Annotated in this window: 17 protein-coding genes and 1 riboswitch; of the genes, 10 read left to right on the top strand and 7 right to left on the bottom strand. The window is 73.4% G+C overall.

The window, feature by feature from the left end; translation table 11 throughout:
• The first annotated feature begins 2 nt into the window (after positions 1 to 2).
• Entirely contained in the window at positions 3 to 929 is a 927-nt protein-coding gene (mshD, locus tag AB0I41_RS11735) for a mycothiol synthase (RefSeq protein ID WP_357105170.1), read from the top strand.
• Here the strand turns inward: mshD and AB0I41_RS11730 are convergent.
• Positions 910 to 1140: a hypothetical protein gene (locus AB0I41_RS11730; RefSeq protein ID WP_357105168.1), complete on the bottom strand. Its 231-nt coding sequence runs from the start codon at positions 1138 to 1140 to the stop codon at positions 910 to 912. The genes mshD and AB0I41_RS11730 overlap by 20 nt on opposite strands.
• A gap of 241 nt (positions 1141 to 1381) precedes the next feature.
• Here AB0I41_RS11730 and pstS point away from each other — a divergent pair, with 241 nt between their 5' ends.
• Genes pstS through pstB form a run of 4 tightly spaced genes read left to right on the top strand, consistent with a single transcriptional unit; the run spans position 1382 to position 5504 of the window.
• Complete coding sequence (pstS, locus tag AB0I41_RS11725; RefSeq protein WP_357105165.1) at positions 1382 to 2488, top strand: phosphate ABC transporter substrate-binding protein PstS; 1107 nt, start codon at positions 1382 to 1384, stop codon at positions 2486 to 2488.
• Between the two features lie 42 nt (positions 2489 to 2530).
• The gene (gene pstC, locus AB0I41_RS11720) at positions 2531 to 3622 is read left to right on the top strand and encodes a phosphate ABC transporter permease subunit PstC (RefSeq protein ID WP_357105163.1); all 1092 of its coding nucleotides are present in this window, start codon (positions 2531 to 2533) and stop codon (positions 3620 to 3622) included.
• Positions 3619 to 4707, top strand: a complete 1089-nt coding sequence (gene pstA / locus AB0I41_RS11715; RefSeq protein ID WP_357105161.1) for a phosphate ABC transporter permease PstA — start codon at positions 3619 to 3621, stop codon at positions 4705 to 4707. Before pstC ends, pstA begins: the two co-directional genes overlap by 4 nt.
• Positions 4708 to 4727: 20 nt before the next feature.
• A complete protein-coding gene (gene pstB / locus AB0I41_RS11710) occupies positions 4728 to 5504 on the top strand; it encodes a phosphate ABC transporter ATP-binding protein PstB (RefSeq protein ID WP_357105158.1) in 777 nt (258 codons plus the stop codon).
• Between the two features lie 206 nt (positions 5505 to 5710).
• Here pstB and AB0I41_RS11705 read toward each other — a convergent pair whose 3' ends face one another.
• The 3 genes from AB0I41_RS11705 to AB0I41_RS11695 form a co-directional block, all read right to left on the bottom strand.
• Positions 5711 to 6544 carry an NUDIX hydrolase gene (locus AB0I41_RS11705; RefSeq protein WP_357105156.1) on the bottom strand — a complete coding sequence of 278 codons (834 nt, stop codon included), beginning with the start codon at positions 6542 to 6544 and terminating at the stop codon, positions 5711 to 5713.
• Between the two features lie 182 nt (positions 6545 to 6726).
• Complete coding sequence (locus AB0I41_RS11700; protein WP_357105154.1) at positions 6727 to 7731, bottom strand: inorganic phosphate transporter; 1005 nt, start codon at positions 7729 to 7731, stop codon at positions 6727 to 6729.
• 4 nt (positions 7732 to 7735) lie between these two features.
• Positions 7736 to 8362, bottom strand: coding sequence for a DUF47 family protein (locus tag AB0I41_RS11695; protein ID WP_347670841.1), 627 nt, complete (start codon positions 8360 to 8362; stop codon positions 7736 to 7738).
• Between the two features lie 408 nt (positions 8363 to 8770).
• Between AB0I41_RS11695 and sigJ the strand changes: the two genes are divergently transcribed.
• A complete protein-coding gene (gene sigJ / locus AB0I41_RS11690; RefSeq protein WP_357105301.1) occupies positions 8771 to 9733 on the top strand; it encodes an RNA polymerase sigma factor SigJ in 963 nt (320 codons plus the stop codon).
• Positions 9734 to 9740: 7 nt separating this feature from the next.
• Here sigJ and AB0I41_RS11685 read toward each other — a convergent pair whose 3' ends face one another.
• Positions 9741 to 10247 carry a DUF402 domain-containing protein gene (locus AB0I41_RS11685; protein ID WP_357105151.1) on the bottom strand — a complete coding sequence of 169 codons (507 nt, stop codon included), beginning with the start codon at positions 10245 to 10247 and terminating at the stop codon, positions 9741 to 9743.
• 119 nt (positions 10248 to 10366) lie between these two features.
• Between AB0I41_RS11685 and AB0I41_RS11680 the strand changes: the two genes are divergently transcribed.
• Complete coding sequence (locus tag AB0I41_RS11680; protein WP_357105149.1) at positions 10367 to 12559, top strand: ATP-dependent DNA helicase; 2193 nt, start codon at positions 10367 to 10369, stop codon at positions 12557 to 12559.
• Between the two features lie 140 nt (positions 12560 to 12699).
• On the opposite strand, the gene AB0I41_RS11675 is transcribed toward AB0I41_RS11680, so the two are convergent.
• On the bottom strand, positions 12700 to 14004 hold the full coding sequence (locus AB0I41_RS11675) for an AI-2E family transporter (RefSeq protein WP_357105145.1): 1305 nt from the start codon (positions 14002 to 14004) through the stop codon (positions 12700 to 12702).
• A gap of 160 nt (positions 14005 to 14164) precedes the next feature.
• Here AB0I41_RS11675 and AB0I41_RS11670 point away from each other — a divergent pair, with 160 nt between their 5' ends.
• Together AB0I41_RS11670 and AB0I41_RS11665 are read left to right on the top strand one after the other, a co-directional pair.
• On the top strand, positions 14165 to 14512 hold the full coding sequence (locus AB0I41_RS11670) for a co-chaperone GroES (protein ID WP_357105143.1): 348 nt from the start codon (positions 14165 to 14167) through the stop codon (positions 14510 to 14512).
• 85 nt (positions 14513 to 14597) lie between these two features.
• Positions 14598 to 14765: a hypothetical protein gene (locus AB0I41_RS11665; protein ID WP_357105140.1), complete on the top strand. Its 168-nt coding sequence runs from the start codon at positions 14598 to 14600 to the stop codon at positions 14763 to 14765.
• Positions 14766 to 14798: 33 nt separating this feature from the next.
• On the opposite strand, the gene AB0I41_RS11660 is transcribed toward AB0I41_RS11665, so the two are convergent.
• Positions 14799 to 16289, bottom strand: coding sequence for a PrsW family intramembrane metalloprotease (locus AB0I41_RS11660; protein WP_357105138.1), 1491 nt, complete (start codon positions 16287 to 16289; stop codon positions 14799 to 14801).
• 23 nt (positions 16290 to 16312) lie between these two features.
• A riboswitch (SAM riboswitch) is annotated at positions 16313 to 16434 on the top strand.
• A 49-nt stretch (positions 16435 to 16483) separates the two neighbouring features.
• On the opposite strand from AB0I41_RS11660, the gene AB0I41_RS11655 reads away from it, so the two are divergent.
• The gene (locus AB0I41_RS11655; protein ID WP_357105136.1) at positions 16484 to 17755 is read left to right on the top strand and encodes an aminotransferase class V-fold PLP-dependent enzyme; all 1272 of its coding nucleotides are present in this window, start codon (positions 16484 to 16486) and stop codon (positions 17753 to 17755) included.
• The last annotated feature ends 38 nt before the right edge of the window (positions 17756 to 17793 follow it).

Raw genomic sequence — 17793 nt, 5'->3', positions numbered from 1 at the left:
GGGTGAGCAGCGCGGAACCGACGACCGACCGGGTGGCCCGAGCCGACCGACTCGCCCCGGCCGAGGTGGCCGAGGCCCTGGCGCTGGCCCGCCTCGCGGGCGACGCCGACGGCGCGGACCCGTTCGACGAGCACACGCTGCTGCGGCTGCGCGACCCGGAGGCGGCCGTCGTGCACCTGACCGCCCGCGCCGCCGACGGCACCCTGACCGGGTACGCCCACCTGGACACCTCGGACCCGGCAGCCGGCGTCGGTACGGAGCTGGCGGTGCACCCGGCGTACCGGCGGCGGGGCACCGGCCGGGCGTTGGCCCGGGGCGTGCTGGCGGCGGCGTCCGGACCGCTGCGGGCCTGGGCGCACGGGGACCACCCGTCCGCCGCGGCGCTCGCGGTCGACCTGGGCTTCGCCCGCGCCCGGGTGCTCTGGCAGCTGCGCCGCCCGCTGGCCGCCGCGCTGCCCGCGCCCCGGTTGCCGGACGGCGTCGCGCTGCGCGCCTTCCGTCCCGGCGCCGACGACGAGGCCTGGCTCGCGCTGAACGCCCGCGCCTTCGCCACGCATCCCGAGCAGGGCCGGTGGTCCGAGGCCGACCTGCGGGCCCGGCTGGCCGAGCCGTGGTTCGACCCGGCCGGCTTCCTGCTCGCCGTCGAGGAGTCCGGCGACCGGCTGCTCGGCTTCCACTGGACCAAGGTGCACGAACGCCCGGGCTCGGGCCGGATCGGTGAGGTCTACGTGCTCGGGGTGGACCCGTCCGCGCACGGCGGCGGGCTGGGGCGGGCGCTGACCACCGCCGGCCTGGCCCACCTGCGGAACGCGCGGGGGCTGGACCGGGTGATGCTCTACGTCGACGAGTCGAACACGGGCGCGATGGCGCTCTACGAGCGGCTCGGTTTCGCCCGCTGGTGCGGGCACGTCAACTACCACCTGGGCTGAGCCGGCGGGCGGGCGGGCGGACGGCCGCGCACTGCCGCTCGTCGCCGTCGACGGCGACGCGGGCCGCCGGTAGGGTCGCCCCGCTCTGCCGCTCGTCGCCGTCGACGGCGACGAGGCCCGCCGGTACGGCGGCGCCCACCGGCCTGTGCGCGCCCGCGATGCCTCTCGTGAGGCCGTCCGCGCGGGTCACCGCGCGGTAACGGCGACGCATCGGCGCGATAACGCCGGGCCGGGAAAGTCGGATAAATAACGATAGCAGGACGGCAGTTCACCTATCGGACAACCGCTACTCAGGCAGCGGTCACCCCGCTGGCCGTGCTTGTTCATTCTCCGTTCACTTCTGACCGGCGAATCGTCTACCTGGCACTTCTAGCTTCGTGTCAGCCGGTCAGCGCCGGCACCCGGTCCCCCTCCGGGCGACCTGACCAAAGACGTGAAGGGAAACTCCTCAGGTGAAGCTCCAGCGGCACGGCACCATCGCCTGCCTCGCCCTTACCGCGGTGCTCGGTCTCAGTGCATGCGGCTCGGACAACAACGACGCGGCCAGCACCTCCGCCTCGGGCTCCGCCAGCGCCGCCGACTGCGCCAAGGGCACGCTGAACGCGCAGGGCTCCTCCGCCCAGAAGAACGCGATGGCCGAGTGGATCAAGGCGTACCAGCAGAAGTGCGCCGGTTCGACCATCAACTACGAGCCCTCCGGCTCGGGCGCCGGCATCCAGGCCTTCATCGCCGGCACCGCCGACTTCGCCGGCTCCGACTCGGCGCTCAAGCCGGAGGAGCAGCCGCAGGCTGACGCCAAGTGCACCCCCGGTGGCCAGGCCATCCACCTGCCGATGGTGATCGGCCCGGTGGCGGTCGCCTACAACGTCAGCGGCGTGGACAACCTCCAGCTCAAGCCGGCCACCCTGGCGAAGATCTTCGCCGGCAAGGTGACCAAGTGGGACGACGCGGCGATCAAGGCCGACAACCCGGACGCCAAGCTGCCGTCGACCACCATCCAGACGGTGCACCGCTCGGACGAGTCCGGCACCACCGACAACTTCACCAACTTCCTCTCGAAGACCGCCGAGGCGGACTGGACCTTCGGCAAGGCGAAGGCCTGGAAGGCCCCGGGCGGCACCGGCTCCAAGGGCTCGGACGGCGTGGCCAGCTCCGTCAAGGGCGCGGACGGCGCCATCGGCTACATGGAGTGGTCGTTCGCCGAGAACGCCGGCCTGAAGACCGCCAAGATCGGTAACGGCGCGGGCGAGTTCGCCGCGCTGACCGCCGAGAACGCCGGCAAGACCATCGCCGGGGCGACCGTCGAGGGCCAGGGCGACGACCTCAAGATGAAGATCGACTACAACACCAAGGCGGCCGGGGCGTACCCGATCGTCCTGGTGACCTACGAGATCGTCTGCGGCAAGGGCATCGCCGCCGACAAGCTGCCGCTGGTCAAGGGCCTGCTGGGCCACGCCGCCAGCAGCGAGGGTCAGGCCGAGCTGACCGAGCTGGGCTACGCCCCGCTGCCCGACTCGGTCCGTACCAAGGTCGAGGCCGCGGTCAAGAACCTCTCCTGACCGGCACCACCACCACCTTCTCAATTCGAAGCGAGCGAGCAGATGGGTGAAACCCCTCCGCGCTCGGCACACGCCGGCACCGGCGGGACCAGCGTGACCTCCGGTCACAACTGGCCCGCCGGTGCCTCGGCGCGTGTGGCCGAGACGTCAGTCAGCACCCGCACCCCGGGCGGGAACGGGGTGGGCGGCGGTGGATCACTGCCCCGGGCCCGGACCTTCGGCGCGGAACGCGCGTTCCGCGGGCTCACCCTGGCCGCCGGCATCGCCGTGCTGGTCGTCATCGCGGCGATCGCGATCTTCCTGATCGCCAAGGCGGTCCCGGCGCTGCGCGCGAACACCGAGAACTTCTGGACCTACGAGGGCTGGTCGCCCAACGAGGCGCAGCCGAAGTTCGGCATCGGCACGCTCGCCTTCGGCACCGTGCTCAGCTCGGCGCTGGCGCTGCTCATGGCGGTGCCGGTGGCGCTGGGCATCGCCCTCTACCTGTCGCACTACGCCCCGCGCCGGCTGGGCACCACCCTCGGCTTCCTGATCGACCTGCTGGCCGCCGTGCCCAGCGTGGTCTTCGGCCTCTGGGGGCGGGACATCTTCATCAACCCGGTGCGGGACTTCTCCGCCTGGCTCAACGAGTACTTCGGCTGGATCCCGATCTTCGGCGGCGACGGCCCGTTCGGTAAGTCGATCATGCTGGGTTCGCTGGTGCTGGCGATCATGGTGCTGCCGATCATCACCTCCCTCTCCCGCGAGGTGTTCCTGCAGACCCCGACCGCCAACGAGGAGGCCGCCCTCGCGCTGGGCGCGACCCGCTGGGAGATGCTGCGCACCGCGGTGCTGCCGTACGGCCGCCCGGGCATCATCGCCGCGGTGATGCTCGGCCTCGGCCGCGCACTCGGCGAGACCATCGCGCTGGCGATGACCCTCGGCATCACCTTCGGGATCTCGTTCAACCTGATCGAGAACGGCGGCAACACCATCGCCGCGAACATCGCCAACGCGTTCGGCGAGGCGAACGACACCGGTCGGGGCGCGCTGATCGCCTCCGGCCTGGTGCTCTTCACCATCACGCTGATCGTCAACATCACGGCGCGGGCGATCATCTACCGCCGCCGGGAGTTCACGGAGTCGGCCGCATGACCACGACACTCACCTCCCACCGCCCCCGGCCCCCGGCCCAGCCGCCCAGCCTCAAGGCGAAGCGGCTGCCCCGGTACGCCGCCCCGGCCATCGCCCTGGCCGCCGTGCTCGTCGCCGCCGGCATCGTCTACGGCGCGGGCATCGGCGGCCCGGTCCTCGTCGTGGTGGCCGGCGCGCTGCTCTACCTGGCCGGTCTCTTCGCCGCGGCGAACGCCGTCGAGGGGCGCCGGTCGGCCCGCAACCGCACCTGGAGCGCGCTGATCCACTCCGCCTTCGCGCTGGCGGTGCTGCCGCTGGCCTCGGTGGTCTGGACCCTGGTCAGCAAGGGCGCGGAACGCCTCGACGGGGACTTCTTCGGCACCTCGATGAACAACATCGGGGCCCGGGACGCTGGCGGCGGCGCGTACCACGCCATCGTCGGGACGCTGGAGCAGGTCGGGATCGCCGCCCTGATCACCGTCCCGCTCGGCGTCCTCTGCGCCATCTACGTCGTGGAGTACGGCCGGGGCCGGTTCGCCTTCGCGATCCGGTTCTTCGTCGACGTGATGACCGGCATCCCGTCGATCGTCGCCGGCCTCTTCGTGCTGGCGTTCTGGGTACTGATCGTCTCGCCGGTCTTCAACGACGGCCGGCCGGGCTTCTCCGGCTTCGCCGCCGCGCTGGCGCTCGGCGTGCTGATGCTGCCGACCGTGGTCCGCTCCACCGAGGAGATGCTGCGTCTCGTCCCGGCGCCGCTGCGCGAGGGGGCGTACGCCCTCGGCGTGCCGAAATGGAAGACCATCCTGCGGGTCGTGCTGCCGACGGCGCTGCCGGGCATCGTCACCGGCGTCATGCTCGCCGTCGCGCGGGCCGCCGGTGAGACCGCCCCGGTGCTGCTCGTCGCCGGTGGCGGCGCGGCGATCAACTTCAACCCGTTCGAGAACAACCAGTCGTCGCTGGCCCTCTTCGTCTACCAGCAGGCCGGTGACGCGTCGAAGTACGCGCCGGCACGGGCATGGACCGCGGCGCTGACCCTGGTCGCCCTCGTGCTCGTCCTGACCATCGCGGCGAAGTTGCTGGCCCGTCGCAACCGGCTCGGCCGATGAACCCCGGAGGTACCACCACCATGGCCAAGCGCATCGACGCCACCAACGTCAGCGCCTACTACGGCGCCTTCAAGGCGATCGAGAACATCAACCTGACGGTCGAGCCGAAGACGGTCACCGCCCTGATCGGGCCGTCCGGCTGCGGCAAGTCGACCTTCCTGCGCTCGATCAACCGGATGCACGAGGTGCTCCCCGGCGCCCGGGTCGAGGGCAGCCTGACCATCGACGGCCAGGACATCTACGACCGGGACGTGGACGTCACCGCGGTCCGCCGCACGATCGGCATGGTCTTCCAGCGCCCCAACCCGTTCCCCACCATGAGCATCTTCGAGAACGTGGTGGCCGGGCTGCGGCTCAACGGCGTACGGAAGAAGTCGATCCTGGACGAGGCCGCCGAGAAGGCGCTGCGCTCGGCCAATCTCTGGGACGAGGTGAAGGACCGGCTGGGCAAGCCGGGCGCCGGCCTCTCCGGCGGTCAGCAGCAGCGGCTCTGCATCGCCCGCACCATCGCGGTCGAGCCGCAGGTGGTGCTGATGGACGAGCCCTGCTCGGCGCTCGACCCGATCTCCACGCTGGCCATCGAGGACCTGATGTTCCAGCTCAAGGACAAGTTCACCATCATCATCGTCACGCACAACATGCAACAGGCCGCCCGGGTGTCGGACCGGACCGCCTTCTTCTCGATCGAGAAGACCGGCGACCCGGGCCGGCTGATCGAGTACGACAACACCCAGAAGATCTTCAGCAACCCGAGCGTGAAGAAGACCGAGGACTACATCACCGGCCGCTTCGGCTGAGCCGCTGGTTCCCGGTCCGGTGACCGCTGGGTCGGATCACCCCATCCCGGTGACCTCGACCCGGCGGTCGCTGTCGTTCGGGGTCAGGAACGCCAGCAGCCCCTCGGCCTCCCGGGCCACCGCGTCCGCGTCGGCCCGGGACAACCGGTGGTACGCCCGGACGGTCAGCGTCGCCGTCCCGCGCCGCCGGCTGGCGTCCGCGCGGCTCAGCCCAGGACGAAGCGGGGTTCGCCGTCGTCGGGGAGGTCCAGGCGCGGGGTGACCGGGGTGGCGGCGTCCCGGCCGGCGGCCACCCGCGCCACGCCGGCCAGGTCACCGGCGGTGGCCACCTCGGCCAGCGTGACCAGCGTCGGCGGCAGCATGGTCAGCTCGCCGGCCTCGGCCCGGGCCAGGGCGTCCGCCGGACGGACCCACATGGTGTGATCGGCCTCGCCGGACACGTCCCGGGTCCGCTGCCCCGCCGGCAGCAGGGCCACGAAGAAGTACGTGTCGAAGCGGCGCGGCTCGAACTCCGGGGTGATCCACCGGCTCCACGGCAGCAGCAGATCCGACCGGAGCGTCAGCCGCCGCCCGGCGAGCAGGTCGGCGAAGCCCACCCGGCGCGCCTCCAGGTCCTGCCGGGCGGCCTCCCAGTCGTCGCCGCTGACGTCGCCGACCACGATCGAGGGGTCCGGGCCGGCCAGCAGCACGCCGGCCTCCTCGAAGACCTCCCGCGCGGCGGCGCAGACCACGGCCTGAGCGGCCGCCGGGGCCACCCCCAGCCGGCCGGCCCACTGCGCCGGTTCCGGGCCGGCCCAGTCCAGGTGCGCCTGCGAGTCGGAGCGGTCCACCCCGCCACCGGGGAAGGCGTACACCCCGCCGAAGGCCATCGCGGCGACCCGGCGGATGACGTACACCTCGAAGTCGTCGCCGGCCGGGCGCAGCAGCAGCACGGTGGCCGCGACCCGCGGCACCGCGGGGGTGCCACCCTCGGCACGGAACCGGCGGGCGTGCTCGACCAGGGCGGCCGGGGCGGCGAAGCCGTGACTGTCGATCGTCATCCCGCGAGCCTAGTCCCGCCCGGCGGATCGCCCGCCGGGCCAGGGTGTCGATCTTGGTGCCGCACTCCGCCACCCTGGAGGTGATGGCACTCCTCGACAAGATCCGGGCCCAGATCGGCGTCGATTACTCCTGAGCAGCCGAATGGCCCCCGCCGAGTGGCGGGGGCCATTCGGTTCGGCCGTCAGGCGAAGAGCGGTCGGACCAGGAAGTACATCACGGCGCCGATGGCGCCGGCGGCCGGGAAGGTCAGGATCCATGCGCCGACGATGTTGCCGGCCACGCCCCACCGTACGGCGGAGAGCCGTTTGGTAGCGCCGACACCCATGATCGCGGAGGTGATCGTGTGGGTGGTCGAGATCGGGGCGCCCAGCACCAGCGCGTTGAAGTAGAGCACCGAGCTGGCCACGGCCTCGGCCGCGAAGCCCTCCGGCGGCCGGAGGTCGATGATCTTCCGACCCAGGGTCCGGATGATCCGCCAGCCACCGGCGTACGTGCCTACGGCCAGCACGGCGGCCGAGGTCCAGAACGCCCACTCCGGGATGCTCTTCGCGTTGTCCTGGTAACCACCCACGTACAGAGCGAGCACGACGATACCGATGGTCTTGGCGGCGTCCTGCATGCCGTGGCCGACCGACATCGCGGCGGCCGAAGCGGTCTGCGCCCAGCGGAAGCCCCGGTTGAGCTTGCCCGGGTTCCCCTTCCTGAAGATCCACTGCACCGCGATCATGACGATGTACCCGAGCAGGAAGCCGACCATCGGCGACAGGATCATCGGGAGCACGACGTTCTTGCCGAGACCGTTCCAGAGAACAGTGCCGGAGGCGGCGAGCGTCGAGCCGACCAGCCCCCCGATCAGTGCGTGCGACGAGGACGACGGCAGGCCGAAGTACCAGGTGATCAGGTTCCAGGCGATCGCGCCCACCACACCGGCGAAGACGATGGCCAGACTCGACGTCTGCGGCGGCAGCTTGACCAGGCCGCTGCCGACGGTCTTGGCGACGTCCTCGCCGAAGTGGGCGCCGATGAAGTTGCCGATCGCGGCCATTACCAGGGCCACTCGGGGGGTCAGCGCCCGGGTGGAGACGCTGGTCGCGATCGCGTTGGCGGCGTCGTGGAAGCCGTTGGTGTAGTCGAACACCAGGGCCACCCCGATCACCGCCAGCACGGCGATGAGTTCGGGACTCACAGGATCAGGACTCCTTGACCGCGATGGTCTCGACGGTGTTGGCGACGTGCTCGAAGGCGTCGCAGGCGGCCTCCAGCTCGTCGGCGACCTCCTTCATCTTCAGCACGGTGAGCGCGTCGTACTCGCCGGAGAAGAGCCGGACCAGCAGCATCCGGTACGCCTGGTCGCCGTCGTTCTCCAGCCGGTTGCACTCGATCCAGTAGTCCTCGAGGTCCTTCATCGACTTCAGCCGGGGCATCGCCTCGGCGGTCAGCTTGGCCTGCTGGTCGAGCACGTTCACCAGCTCGTGCAGCTCGCGCGGAAGCGCCGGCAGCTTGGTGAGGCCGTACAGGTAGAGCAGGTTGCCGACCGCCTCCAGGTGGTCCATCACGTCGTCGAGCAGCGAGCCCAGCCGGTAGATGTCCTCCCGGTCGAACGGGGTGATGAAGGTAGAGTTGATCTTCTTGTACAGCTCGTGGGTGATCTGGTCGCTGTCGTGCTCGACCTCGGTCAACCGCTCGCTGACCGACTGGACGTCGACGCCGGGCAGCGCCAGCTCGTTGAGCAGCTCGGTGCCCTTCACCAGGTTCTGCGCGGCCCTGGTGAAGAGCTCGTAGAAAGCGCCCTCGGTGGGACGGAAGGAAAACTTCACAGCACGGACCTCGTCGTGTCGGTGGAAGGGTGGCCGACGCCGCCGGGGCGCCTGCTCTGGGCATGCTAAGGACACGGCCGGAACGGGCATTCCCCGGCCCACCCCTGGCCAGACCCCATTTACCGGTCGTTCACCCGCCGTTAACCTTCATCCTTCATCCCCGGTTCGCAACCGCTCGCGCTCCCGCACCACGTCGAAACCGGCAGCCGGATACCGCAGCCGCAGATCGACGAACGTCTCCCACAGCAGATCCCCACCCCCGCCCAAGACCCCCGCACTTTCAGAGAAGGAGTGGCTTCCGGAGCCGGAATGAGCACTCTTTCGCTGAAAGTACCGGAATGGGAGGGTGGTGGGGGCGTTCAGGGGGCGGGGAGAATCCTGGTCGAACACGGGGAGGTGGCGGTGGCGGTGGACGAGGTGAGCGAGTTCGAGGCCGAGCGGGGGCGGCTGATGGCGGTGGCGTACCGGATGCTGGGCAGCCGGAGCGAGGCCGAGGACGCCGTCCAGGAGACCTGGCTGCGCTACGCCGGCGCGCTCGGCGACCCGGCCGCCCGCGCCGAGGTGCGGCACCTGGGCGGCTGGCTCACCACCACCTGCGCCCGGATCTGCCTCGACGTGCTCCGCTCCGCCCGGGTACGCCGGGAGACGTACCCGGGGCAGTGGCTGCCCGAGCCGCTGGTGACCCCGCTGGGTCCGGCCCCGGGGCCGGACGGCTTCGCCCCCGACCCGGCCGAGCGGGCCGTCCGCCGCGACCAGCTCGGCGCTGCCCTGATGGTGGTGCTGGAACGGCTCACCCCCGAGCAGCGGGTGGCCTTCGTGCTGCACGACGTCTTCGCGGTGCCGTTCGGCCAGATCGCCGAGGCGCTCGGCACCAGCCTCGAAGCGGCCCGGCAGCTCGCCTCCCGGGCCCGCCGCGCGGTCAACGCCCCGGACGCGCCCCGGCACACCGCCGACCTGGCCGAGCAGCACCGGGTGGTGTCCGCCTTCGTGGCCGCCACCGAGTCGGGCGACCTGGACGAACTGATGCGGGTGCTGGCGCCGGACGTGGTGCTGATCGGCGACGCCGGCGGGCACTTCCCGGCGACCCGCCGGCCGATCGCCGGGGCCGACAAGGTGGCCCGGTTCACCCTCGGCCTCTTCGGCCAGGCCGGCCGCTACGGTCAGCGGGTGCAGGGCCGGCCGGTGCTGGTGGACGGGTCGCTCGCGTTGCAGATGGAGACCGTGCACCACGACGGGCGTCCGCTGCGCCTGGTCGTCGCCTTCGCCGTGCACGACGGCGTGATCACCGGCATCTTCAACCAGCTCAACCCCGACAAGCTGACCAGGCTGCCGGACATCGGCGCCGGACACGGCTGGCCGCCCCGCTGGTGAGACCGGCTCAGACCACCAGGGCCAGCCACTTCCGGTACGACGTGGCGAACGGCTCGGTGCCGTCGCCCAGCGCGCCGAGCAGCCAGCACGACGCCGCCTCCGCCGCGGCCACCAGGTCGGCGGGGTAGCCGAACCGTTCCCGGTGCTCGGCGAACTCGTCCTCGTCGCGCAGCTCGACCGCCCCGGTGGCACGCCGGCGCACCACGTCCAGGTCGAGGTCGAACAGGTGCACGGTGTCGTCGCCCTCCCACCGGGCCGGGCTGGTGATGTCGCAGTAGACCTCGCTGGTCCGCGGCGGCGGGTTGAACATGCCCGTCCACCAGGCGTGGTGCGGCACCAGGAGCACGAACGGGATCTGCTCGACCGAGGGCCGGCCGTGGTAGACCGACTCGGTGCCGGCCGGTACGCCCAGCCAGACCCCGAGGTCGTCCTCGGTGAGCCGGCGGGCGGGGTAGTCGCGGTGGGCGCTGCCGTCGTACTTGCGGTAGATCACACGGACCACGTCGCTCGGCATGAGTCGCACCCTAACCGATTCCGCCCAGCGGTCGCTGCGGGGAAGTAACCGGTCACGATCGGGTATCCCACGCGGGCGGCGGCACGCCCGGTGTCGGGACCGGCGGGTACCGTCGCACGGTGACTCCGCCCCGCACCGCCACCGGTTCCGCCACCCCGTCGGCCCGAAGCGGCCGACGGCGGGGCGCCCGGCCCGGCGGCGGCGAGCTGCTGGCCGCCGCGGTCGGCGCGGTGCCCGGCGGCGCGGCCCGCCCCGGCCAGCAGCAGATGACCGAGGCGATCGAGCGCAGCATCACCTCCGGCGAGCACCTGCTGGTGCAGGCGGGCACCGGCACCGGCAAGTCGCTGGCCTACCTCGCCCCGGCGCTGACCGTGGACGGCCCGGCAGTGGTCTCCACCGCCACCCTGGCGTTGCAGTCCCAGCTGGTCGACCACGACCTGCCCCGGCTGGCCGACGCGGTGGAGCCGCTGCTCGGCCGGCGGCCCACCTTCGCGGTGCTCAAGGGCCGGCACCACTACCTCTGCCTCGCCCGGCTGGACAACTCGACCGAGGACGAACCGGAGGACACCCTCTTCGACGCCCCGGCGGCCCGGCCCGGCGGCGGCACGAAGTGGCTCGGCGAGGCCGGCCGGCTGGGCAAGCAGATCCAGCGGCTGCGCGACTGGGCCGACGAGACCGCCACCGGCGACCGCGACGAGCTGGACCCGGGCGTCGACGACCAGGCCTGGCGGCTGGTCTCCATGCCGGCGCGGGAGTGCGTCGGCGCGGCCCGCTGCCCGTTCGGCGCGGAGTGCTTCGCCGAGGCCTCCCGGGCCCGGGCCCGGGAGGCCGACGTCGTGGTCACCAACCACAGCCTGCTCGCCGTCGACATGATCGCCGGCCGGCACATCGTGCCGCCGCACAAGCTGCTGATCGTGGACGAGGCGCACGAGCTGGCCGACCGGGTCTCCTCGGCGGCCCAGGCCGAGCTGGTGCCGGAGCTGGTCGACCGGTCCGCGCGGCGGGCCCGGCCGCTGCTCCGGCCGGACGTCGCCGATCGGCTGACCGAGGCCGGCGACGCGCTCGCCGTCGGGCTGGCGGAGGCGCCGGCCGGGCGGATCACCGCCGGTCTGCCGGCCCCGCTGCGGGAGGCGTGCACGCTGCTCGACGCGGCGACCCGGGCCGCGCTCGACGCGATGGGCGACGTGAAGGCCGACGACCCGGACCCGGTACGCAAGCAGCAGGCCAAGGCGGTGCTGGACGAACTCTCCACCACCGCCCAACGGCTGCTGGAGGAGGCCGACCACGACGTGGCCTGGGTGGAGAAGCCGGAGAACGGCACCCGCCGGGCGCTGGTGGTCGCGCCGCTGTCGGTCGCCGGCACCCTCGCCACCCACCTGTACGACGAGCGCACCGTGGTCGCCACCTCGGCCACGCTGGCGCTGGGCGGCCGCTTCGACACGGTGGCCCGGGCGTTGGGGCTGGACGCTCCCCCGCCCGCCCCGCCGTCGCCGGCCGCCGCCGCGCTGGCCGCCACCGCCAGCGGCGGAAGGCGGGCCGGCACACCGGGCCCCGGGTCCGAGGCCGGCGCGACGGCCGTCGGGGTGGCGGTCGCCGCGGGCAGCCGGGCCGCGACCGGCACCGTGCCCGCCACCGAGGGGCCGGGCTGGCGGTCGCTGGACGTCGGCTCCCCGTTCGACTACGCCCGGCAGGGCATCCTCTACGTCGCCGCGCACCTGCCCCGCCCGAGCGTGTCGGGGCTGCCCGAGGCGGCGGGCGAGGAGTTGCTGGGACTCGTCGGCGCGCTCGGTGGGCGTACCCTCGGGCTCTTCTCCTCCCGGCGGGCCGCGCAGCAGGCCGCGGAGCTGCTGCGCGCGCGGACGGACCTGCCGGTGCTGCTCCAGGGTGAGGAGGCGCTGCCGCTGCTGGTCCGCCGGTTCCGGGAGGAGCGGTCGAGCTGCCTGTTCGGGGTGATGTCGCTCTGGCAGGGGGTGGACGTCCCCGGCGACGCCTGCCAGCTCGTGGTGATCGACCGGCTGCCCTTCCCACGCCCCGACGAGCCGCTGGCCGCGGCCCGAGCGGCGGCGGTGGACGCCGGCGGCGGCTCCGGTTTCGCGGCGGTCAGCGTGCCCATCGCGGCGGTCCGGCTGGCCCAGGGGGTGGGCCGGCTGATCCGGGCGACCGGCGACCGGGGCGTCGTCGCGGTGCTCGACTCGCGGCTGGAGACGGCGCGCGGCTACGGACCGTTCCTGCGCCGCTCGCTCCCCCCGTTCTGGTACACCACGCGCCCCGAGGTCGCCCGCGGCGCCCTCGAACGCCTCGCCAAGGCCTGACCCCACTCCACCCGTCCTGCCCCCGCCCCGGCCGGGAAGGCGCAACACGCCGCAGACAGCGGCACGGCAGCGGGCGACCCCACCACCGGGCCCGCCCAGCGCGGTGGCGGGGGCAGGCCCGGTGGTGGCGCGGGTAGGTGTCAGGGGGCGCGGGCGGCGACGACCACCACCGCGTCCGGCGGGGTGTCCGGGACGGTACGGGCGGCGAGGCGGCGGACGGCGGTGTTGAGCACCGCGATCAGCGGCACCGCCACCAGCGCGCCGGTGATGCCGGCCAGGACCACGCCGGCCGCGATCCCGATGATCACGGCGAGCGGGTGGATGGCCACCGCGCGGCCCATGATCAACGGCTGGAGCAGGTGCCCCTCGACCTGCTGTACGCCGATCACCACGCCGAGGATGATCAGCGCGGTCACCAGCCCGCTGTCGACCAGCGCCACCAGCACCGCCACGACGCCGGAGAGCGCGGCACCGACGATCGGGATGAAGGCGCCCAGGAAGACCAGCGCGGCCAGCGGGAAGGCGAACGGAACGTCGAAGATGACCAGGAAGATGCCGATGCCCATCGCGTCGATGAAGGCGACCAGCACGGTGGCCCGCACGTAGGCGCCGAGCGTCGCCCAGGAGGCCCGCCCGGCGTCGTCGACCTTCCAGCGGGCCGCCACCGGCAGCAGTCGGACCAGGAACCGCCAGATCTTGTTGCCGTCGCGCAGGAAGAAGAAGGTGGCGAAGAGCACCAGGATGGTGCCGGTCAGCAGCTCGGCCAGCGTGGCCGCGGTGGAGACCGCGCCGCTGGTGAACTTCTCGGTGTTGCCGTTGACCCAGCCCTGCGCCTCATCGATGTAGCGGTTGAGCTGGCCGTCGGAGAGGTGCAGCGGGCCGGTCTTGAGCCAGTCCTGGATCTGCCGTACGCCCTGCGACGACTTCTCGCTCAGCTCCGGCACGCCCTGGATGAACTCGTTCACCACCAGGGTCAGCGTGCCGACCACCGCGGCCAGGCCGCCGACCAGCACCACCGCCGTCGCCAGTGACCTGGGGAAACGCGCCCTGAGCAGCCAGCCGACGGCCGGCGCGAGCAACGCCGAGAGCAGCAGCGCGATCGCCAGCGGGATGATCACGATGCTGATCGTCCCGACGATCTTCAGCAGCGCCCAGGTGACCGCGCCGATCACGATCAGCCGCCACGACCAGGCGGCGGCGATCCGCAGCGCGTGCGGCACGTCCGCGTCGTCGCGGCTGCTGGTCGAGTTGTGCAGCGCCGCGGACGGGTCCGCACCGGCCGCCGTCGCCGATCTCGGCGCCGCCGGACCCGGGGACGTCGGCGAGGCGGTCCCGGGCTCCTCCGGCACTTCGTCAACGGCGGCGGAACGACTGGAGCGCACCGACTCCCGCCCGGACTCGTACGCGCGGCGGAGCCGGCCGCGTACCCGCTCGAAGCGGCTCAAGCGCACCTCCTCAGGAAGAAACCGGGCCGCCCAGCACGACGGTCCGGACAGGGTACGTCCGACAGCGACCACCGTAGGCCAGTTCCGCCACCCATTGGCCCCGCCCACCAGCGCTCAACCACGCCGACGACCGGCTCCGGGCACGCGGTAGCGTCTTCGCGTGACCGCCGACCAGAACGTCGACTCCGGCCTGCCGATCCGTCTGCTGCACGGCCGCGTGCTGGTGCGGGTGGAGGGCAGCGAGGGTGAGCGCCGCTCCACCGCCGGCATCGTGATCCCGGCCACCGCCGCCGTGGGCAAGCGGCTGGCCTGGGCGACGACGGTGGGGGTGGGCCCCAACGTCCGCGCGATCGTCTCCGGCGACCGGGTGCTCTTCGACCCCGACGACCGCTCCGAGGTCGAGCTGCACGGCCGGGGGTACGTCCTGCTGCGCGAGCGGGACGTGCACGCCGTCGCTGCCGAGCGGGTGGAGAGCGAGCCCACCGGCAACACCGGCCTCTACCTGTAGCGGCGCGTCCCGACCGGCCGCGCGCCGCCGTTTGTGGCGCTTCCCGGCGGGAAGCCAGGCACATCCAGCGCCCTGGGGAGGGACGATGCCGGTAGTCGTGAAGAAGCTGCTGCTCTGGGGTGGCGTCGCCTTCCTGATCTACTTCATGGCGTTCCGGCCGGACGGCGCCGCGCAGATGTGCAAGAGCATCGGGGCGGGGCTGATGGCGATGGCCCAGGGATTCGGCGACTTCCTCACCAGGCTGATGAGCTGACCGCGCCGCCGGGGACGCCGGCGCGTCGCCGGGTCAGACCTGGCCGGGCGGCCAGGGCGCGGCCGGGCGTGGGCCGTACCAGCCGGGCGGGCCGTAGCCGACCGGGTGGGCCGGGGGCGGCGGCGGGGCCAGCACCACCGGGATCGGCACCACCGGGGAGTCCGGGGCGTCCACAGCGCGCTGCGACCCGTCCGGGAACCGCAGGTGGTAGCGCTGCCCGTCCCAGACCCCGACCGGCGCCTGCGGGTCGCGCCCCACGAAGTACGACCGGTACGTGGCGATCGCCTCCAGCAGCTGCCGCTCCTCCCGGAGGGTCCGCTCCCGGTCGGCGGCCTTGCGGTCCAGCCCCCGGCGCATGCCGTCGCGCAGCAGCGCCAGCCGGGTGGCCGCGAACTGGTAGTGGCGCATCGCCCGCAGGCCGGCCTCGCCGCCGACCCGGCGGGCCCAGATTCGGGCCGCGTGCCGCCGGCCGAGGCTGCCCAGGGCCGCCACCTCGGGCGGGGTGAGCCAGCCGGCCCGGACGTAGTCGGGCAGGGTCCGCTCGGTGAGCCGCCCCTCCCAGGCGCGCAGCCAGACCGCGAAGCCGACCATGCCGAAGAAGATCGGCAGCATCAGCCCCACCATGCCGTACAGGAAGATCACCAGCTCGCCGGTGGCCTGGACCAGCGTCGGGATCAGGTTCCACGTGCCGTGCAGCATCATCGCCAGCAGCAGGCCGGCGGCCGGCGCGAGGACCCGCACCCGCCGGTCGGCCGTCCGGGCGGCGATCCCCAGCCCCACCCCGGTCATCGAGGTGAACAGCGGGTGGGCGAAGCCGAAGAACAGGATCCGGGTGATGAAGATGGCGAAGACCTGCCGGAAGCCGGTCGCCGGGCCCCACTGGTCCGCGCCCGAGGCGTAGCCGTAGCCGCCCAGGTAGAGGATGTTCTCCACCATGGCGAAACCGACCGCGGAGAGCCCGCAGTAGACCAGGCCGTCGGTGATGCCGGACCACTCCCGGCGCCGGAAGACCAGCAGCAGGATCGGGCCGAGCGCCTTGGTCAGTTCCTCGATGAACGGCGCCACCAGCACGCCGGTGAGCGCCGACGGCAGCCCCCAGTCCTTGAACAGCCTGGCGAAGGTCTCGTTGACCGTCAGCGAGGCGGCGGTGGAGACGAACGCGCCCCAGGCGAAGCAGAAGATCAGGTACTTCAGCGGCTCCGGCTCGTACCGGTCGAGCCAGAGGAAGCAGGCGACCAGCACCGGCACCGGCAGGATCGCCGCGACCACGCCGACGAGCAGCGCCTGCGGCCCGAGGCTGGAGCCGAGCACGAAGAGCATGTAGACCGCGCTGGCCGCGATCAGCAGCACCACCCCGGCCAGCGCCAGGATCCGCCGCCAGCCGAGCCGGCGCAGCGGCATCCGGGGCACGCCTCCGCCCGTCGGCGGGACGGCGGGCAGGGTCGGCGGCGGCGCGGGCGAGCCCGGCGGTGTGGCGGCCATGCGGTCAGCGTAGTCACCTCCGACCCACTGGTCCGGCCGCATCGGTGGTGGTTATGCTGCCATCAGGTCACGAGCGCCAGCGTCAAGCCCCGGCTTGCTGGCCGGCAACCCTCGTCGAGGTTCGCGGTGGGGTGCCCCGGGTGATGACCGGGCCCGGCCCGATCCGTGTGCTGGGCAAGCGCGGACCCCGTCCCGGTGTGCCCACACGCGGGGTCCTGGACCCCGGAGGCCATGCCATGACCCTCACCCTCGTACCGCCCGCCGCCCCGGCCACCACCCCGCCGGTGCCGGCCGGGCCGGACCCGCTCGGCGTGCTCGGCGTACCCGGGCAGGTGAACCTGGATTACGCGGCCAGCGCACCCTGCGCGCGGGCCGCGGCCGACGCGGTGGCCGAGCTGCTGCCCTGGTACGCCAGCGTGCACCGTGGCGCCGGGGCGCTGTCGCGGCGCTGCACCCTGGCCTACGAGCGGGCCCGGCAGACGGTCGGCGACTTCTTCGGCGCCCGCGCCGAGGACCACGTGGTGTTCACCCGCAACACCACCGACGCGCTGAACCTGCTGGCCCGGGCGCTGCCCGCCGGCACCACGGTGGTCACCTTCGCCGGGGAGCACCACGCCAACCTGCTGCCCTGGCCCCGCGGCTCGGTACGCCTGCCGGTGCCGGACAGCCCCGCCGGGGCGGTCCGCGGGCTGGACGCCGCCCTGGCCGAGCTGCGCCGGGGCGCGACCTCGGGGCCGCCGGTGCTGGTCGCGGTGACCGGGGCGAGCAACGTGACCGGCGAGCGCTGGCCGGTGGCCGAGCTGGCCTGGGTGGCCCGCCGGCACGCCGCCCGGATCGTGGTCGACGCCGCCCAGCTCGCCCCGCACGCGCCGGTGGACGTCGCCGCGCTGGACGTGGACTACCTGGCCGTCTCCGGACACAAGCTGTACGCCCCGTTCGGCGCCGGGATCCTGCTCGGCCGGGCGGACTGGCTGGACGCCGCCCCGCCGTACCTGGCCGGTGGGGGCGCCACCAGCCACGTCGGCGCGGCCACCCACGAGGTGCGCTGGGCGACCGGCCCGGCACGGCACGAGGGCGGGACGCCCAACCTGCTCGGCGCGGTGGCCCTGGCCGCCGTCTGCGCCGCGCTGGCCGGTGCGGACCGGGCGGCGCTGCACGCCCACGAGCAGCGGCTGGTGGACCGCCTGCGGGACGGGCTCGCCGCGCTGCCGGACGCCGTCGAGCTGCGCACCTTCGGGCCCGACGCGCCCCGGGTCGGCATCGTGTCGTTCGTGCTGGCCGGCCGGGACTCCGCCGAGGTGGCCGCGTACCTGGCCCGGGAGCACGACATCGGGGTGCGGGACGGGCTGTTCTGCGCGCACCCGCTGGCCCGGCGGCTGCTCGCCGAGGCGGCCGCGCGCGCCGGGCGGGACGACCTGCCGCCGACCGCGCTGCGCGCCAGTCTCGGGCTGGGCAGCACGGTGGCGGACGTGGACCGGTTGCTGGCCGCGCTCGCCGGCCTGCGCTGAGCCGGCCCCCGCCCGACCCGGGCTGGGCGGGGCGTGGG

This window comes from Micromonospora sp. NPDC050200 (assembly GCF_040656135.1).
In the GTDB taxonomy this organism is placed as follows: Bacteria; Actinomycetota; Actinomycetes; order Mycobacteriales; family Micromonosporaceae; genus Micromonospora.
Note: the sequence above shows the minus strand (reverse complement) of the source record. Positions and strands in the feature narration are given on the sequence as shown.

Bases quoted from the DNA above. Each gene is read 5' to 3' on its own strand.
- pstB (WP_357105158.1), top strand. From the start codon at position 4,728: ATGGCCAAGCGCATCGACGCCACCAACGTCAGCGCCTACTACGGCGCC.
- AB0I41_RS11730 (WP_357105168.1), bottom strand. From the start codon at position 1,140: ATGCGTCGCCGTTACCGCGCGGTGACCCGCGCGGACGGCCTCACGAGA.
- AB0I41_RS11660 (WP_357105138.1), bottom strand. From the start codon at position 16,289: ATGCGGCCGGACCAGTGGGTCGGAGGTGACTACGCTGACCGCATGGCC.
- AB0I41_RS11655 (WP_357105136.1), top strand. From the start codon at position 16,484: ATGACCCTCACCCTCGTACCGCCCGCCGCCCCGGCCACCACCCCGCCG.
- pstC (WP_357105163.1), top strand. From the start codon at position 2,531: ATGGGTGAAACCCCTCCGCGCTCGGCACACGCCGGCACCGGCGGGACC.
- AB0I41_RS11685 (WP_357105151.1), bottom strand. From the start codon at position 10,247: ATGCCGAGCGACGTGGTCCGTGTGATCTACCGCAAGTACGACGGCAGC.
- AB0I41_RS11705 (WP_357105156.1), bottom strand. From the start codon at position 6,544: ATGACGATCGACAGTCACGGCTTCGCCGCCCCGGCCGCCCTGGTCGAG.
- pstA (WP_357105161.1), top strand. From the start codon at position 3,619: ATGACCACGACACTCACCTCCCACCGCCCCCGGCCCCCGGCCCAGCCG.
- AB0I41_RS11665 (WP_357105140.1), top strand. From the start codon at position 14,598: ATGCCGGTAGTCGTGAAGAAGCTGCTGCTCTGGGGTGGCGTCGCCTTC.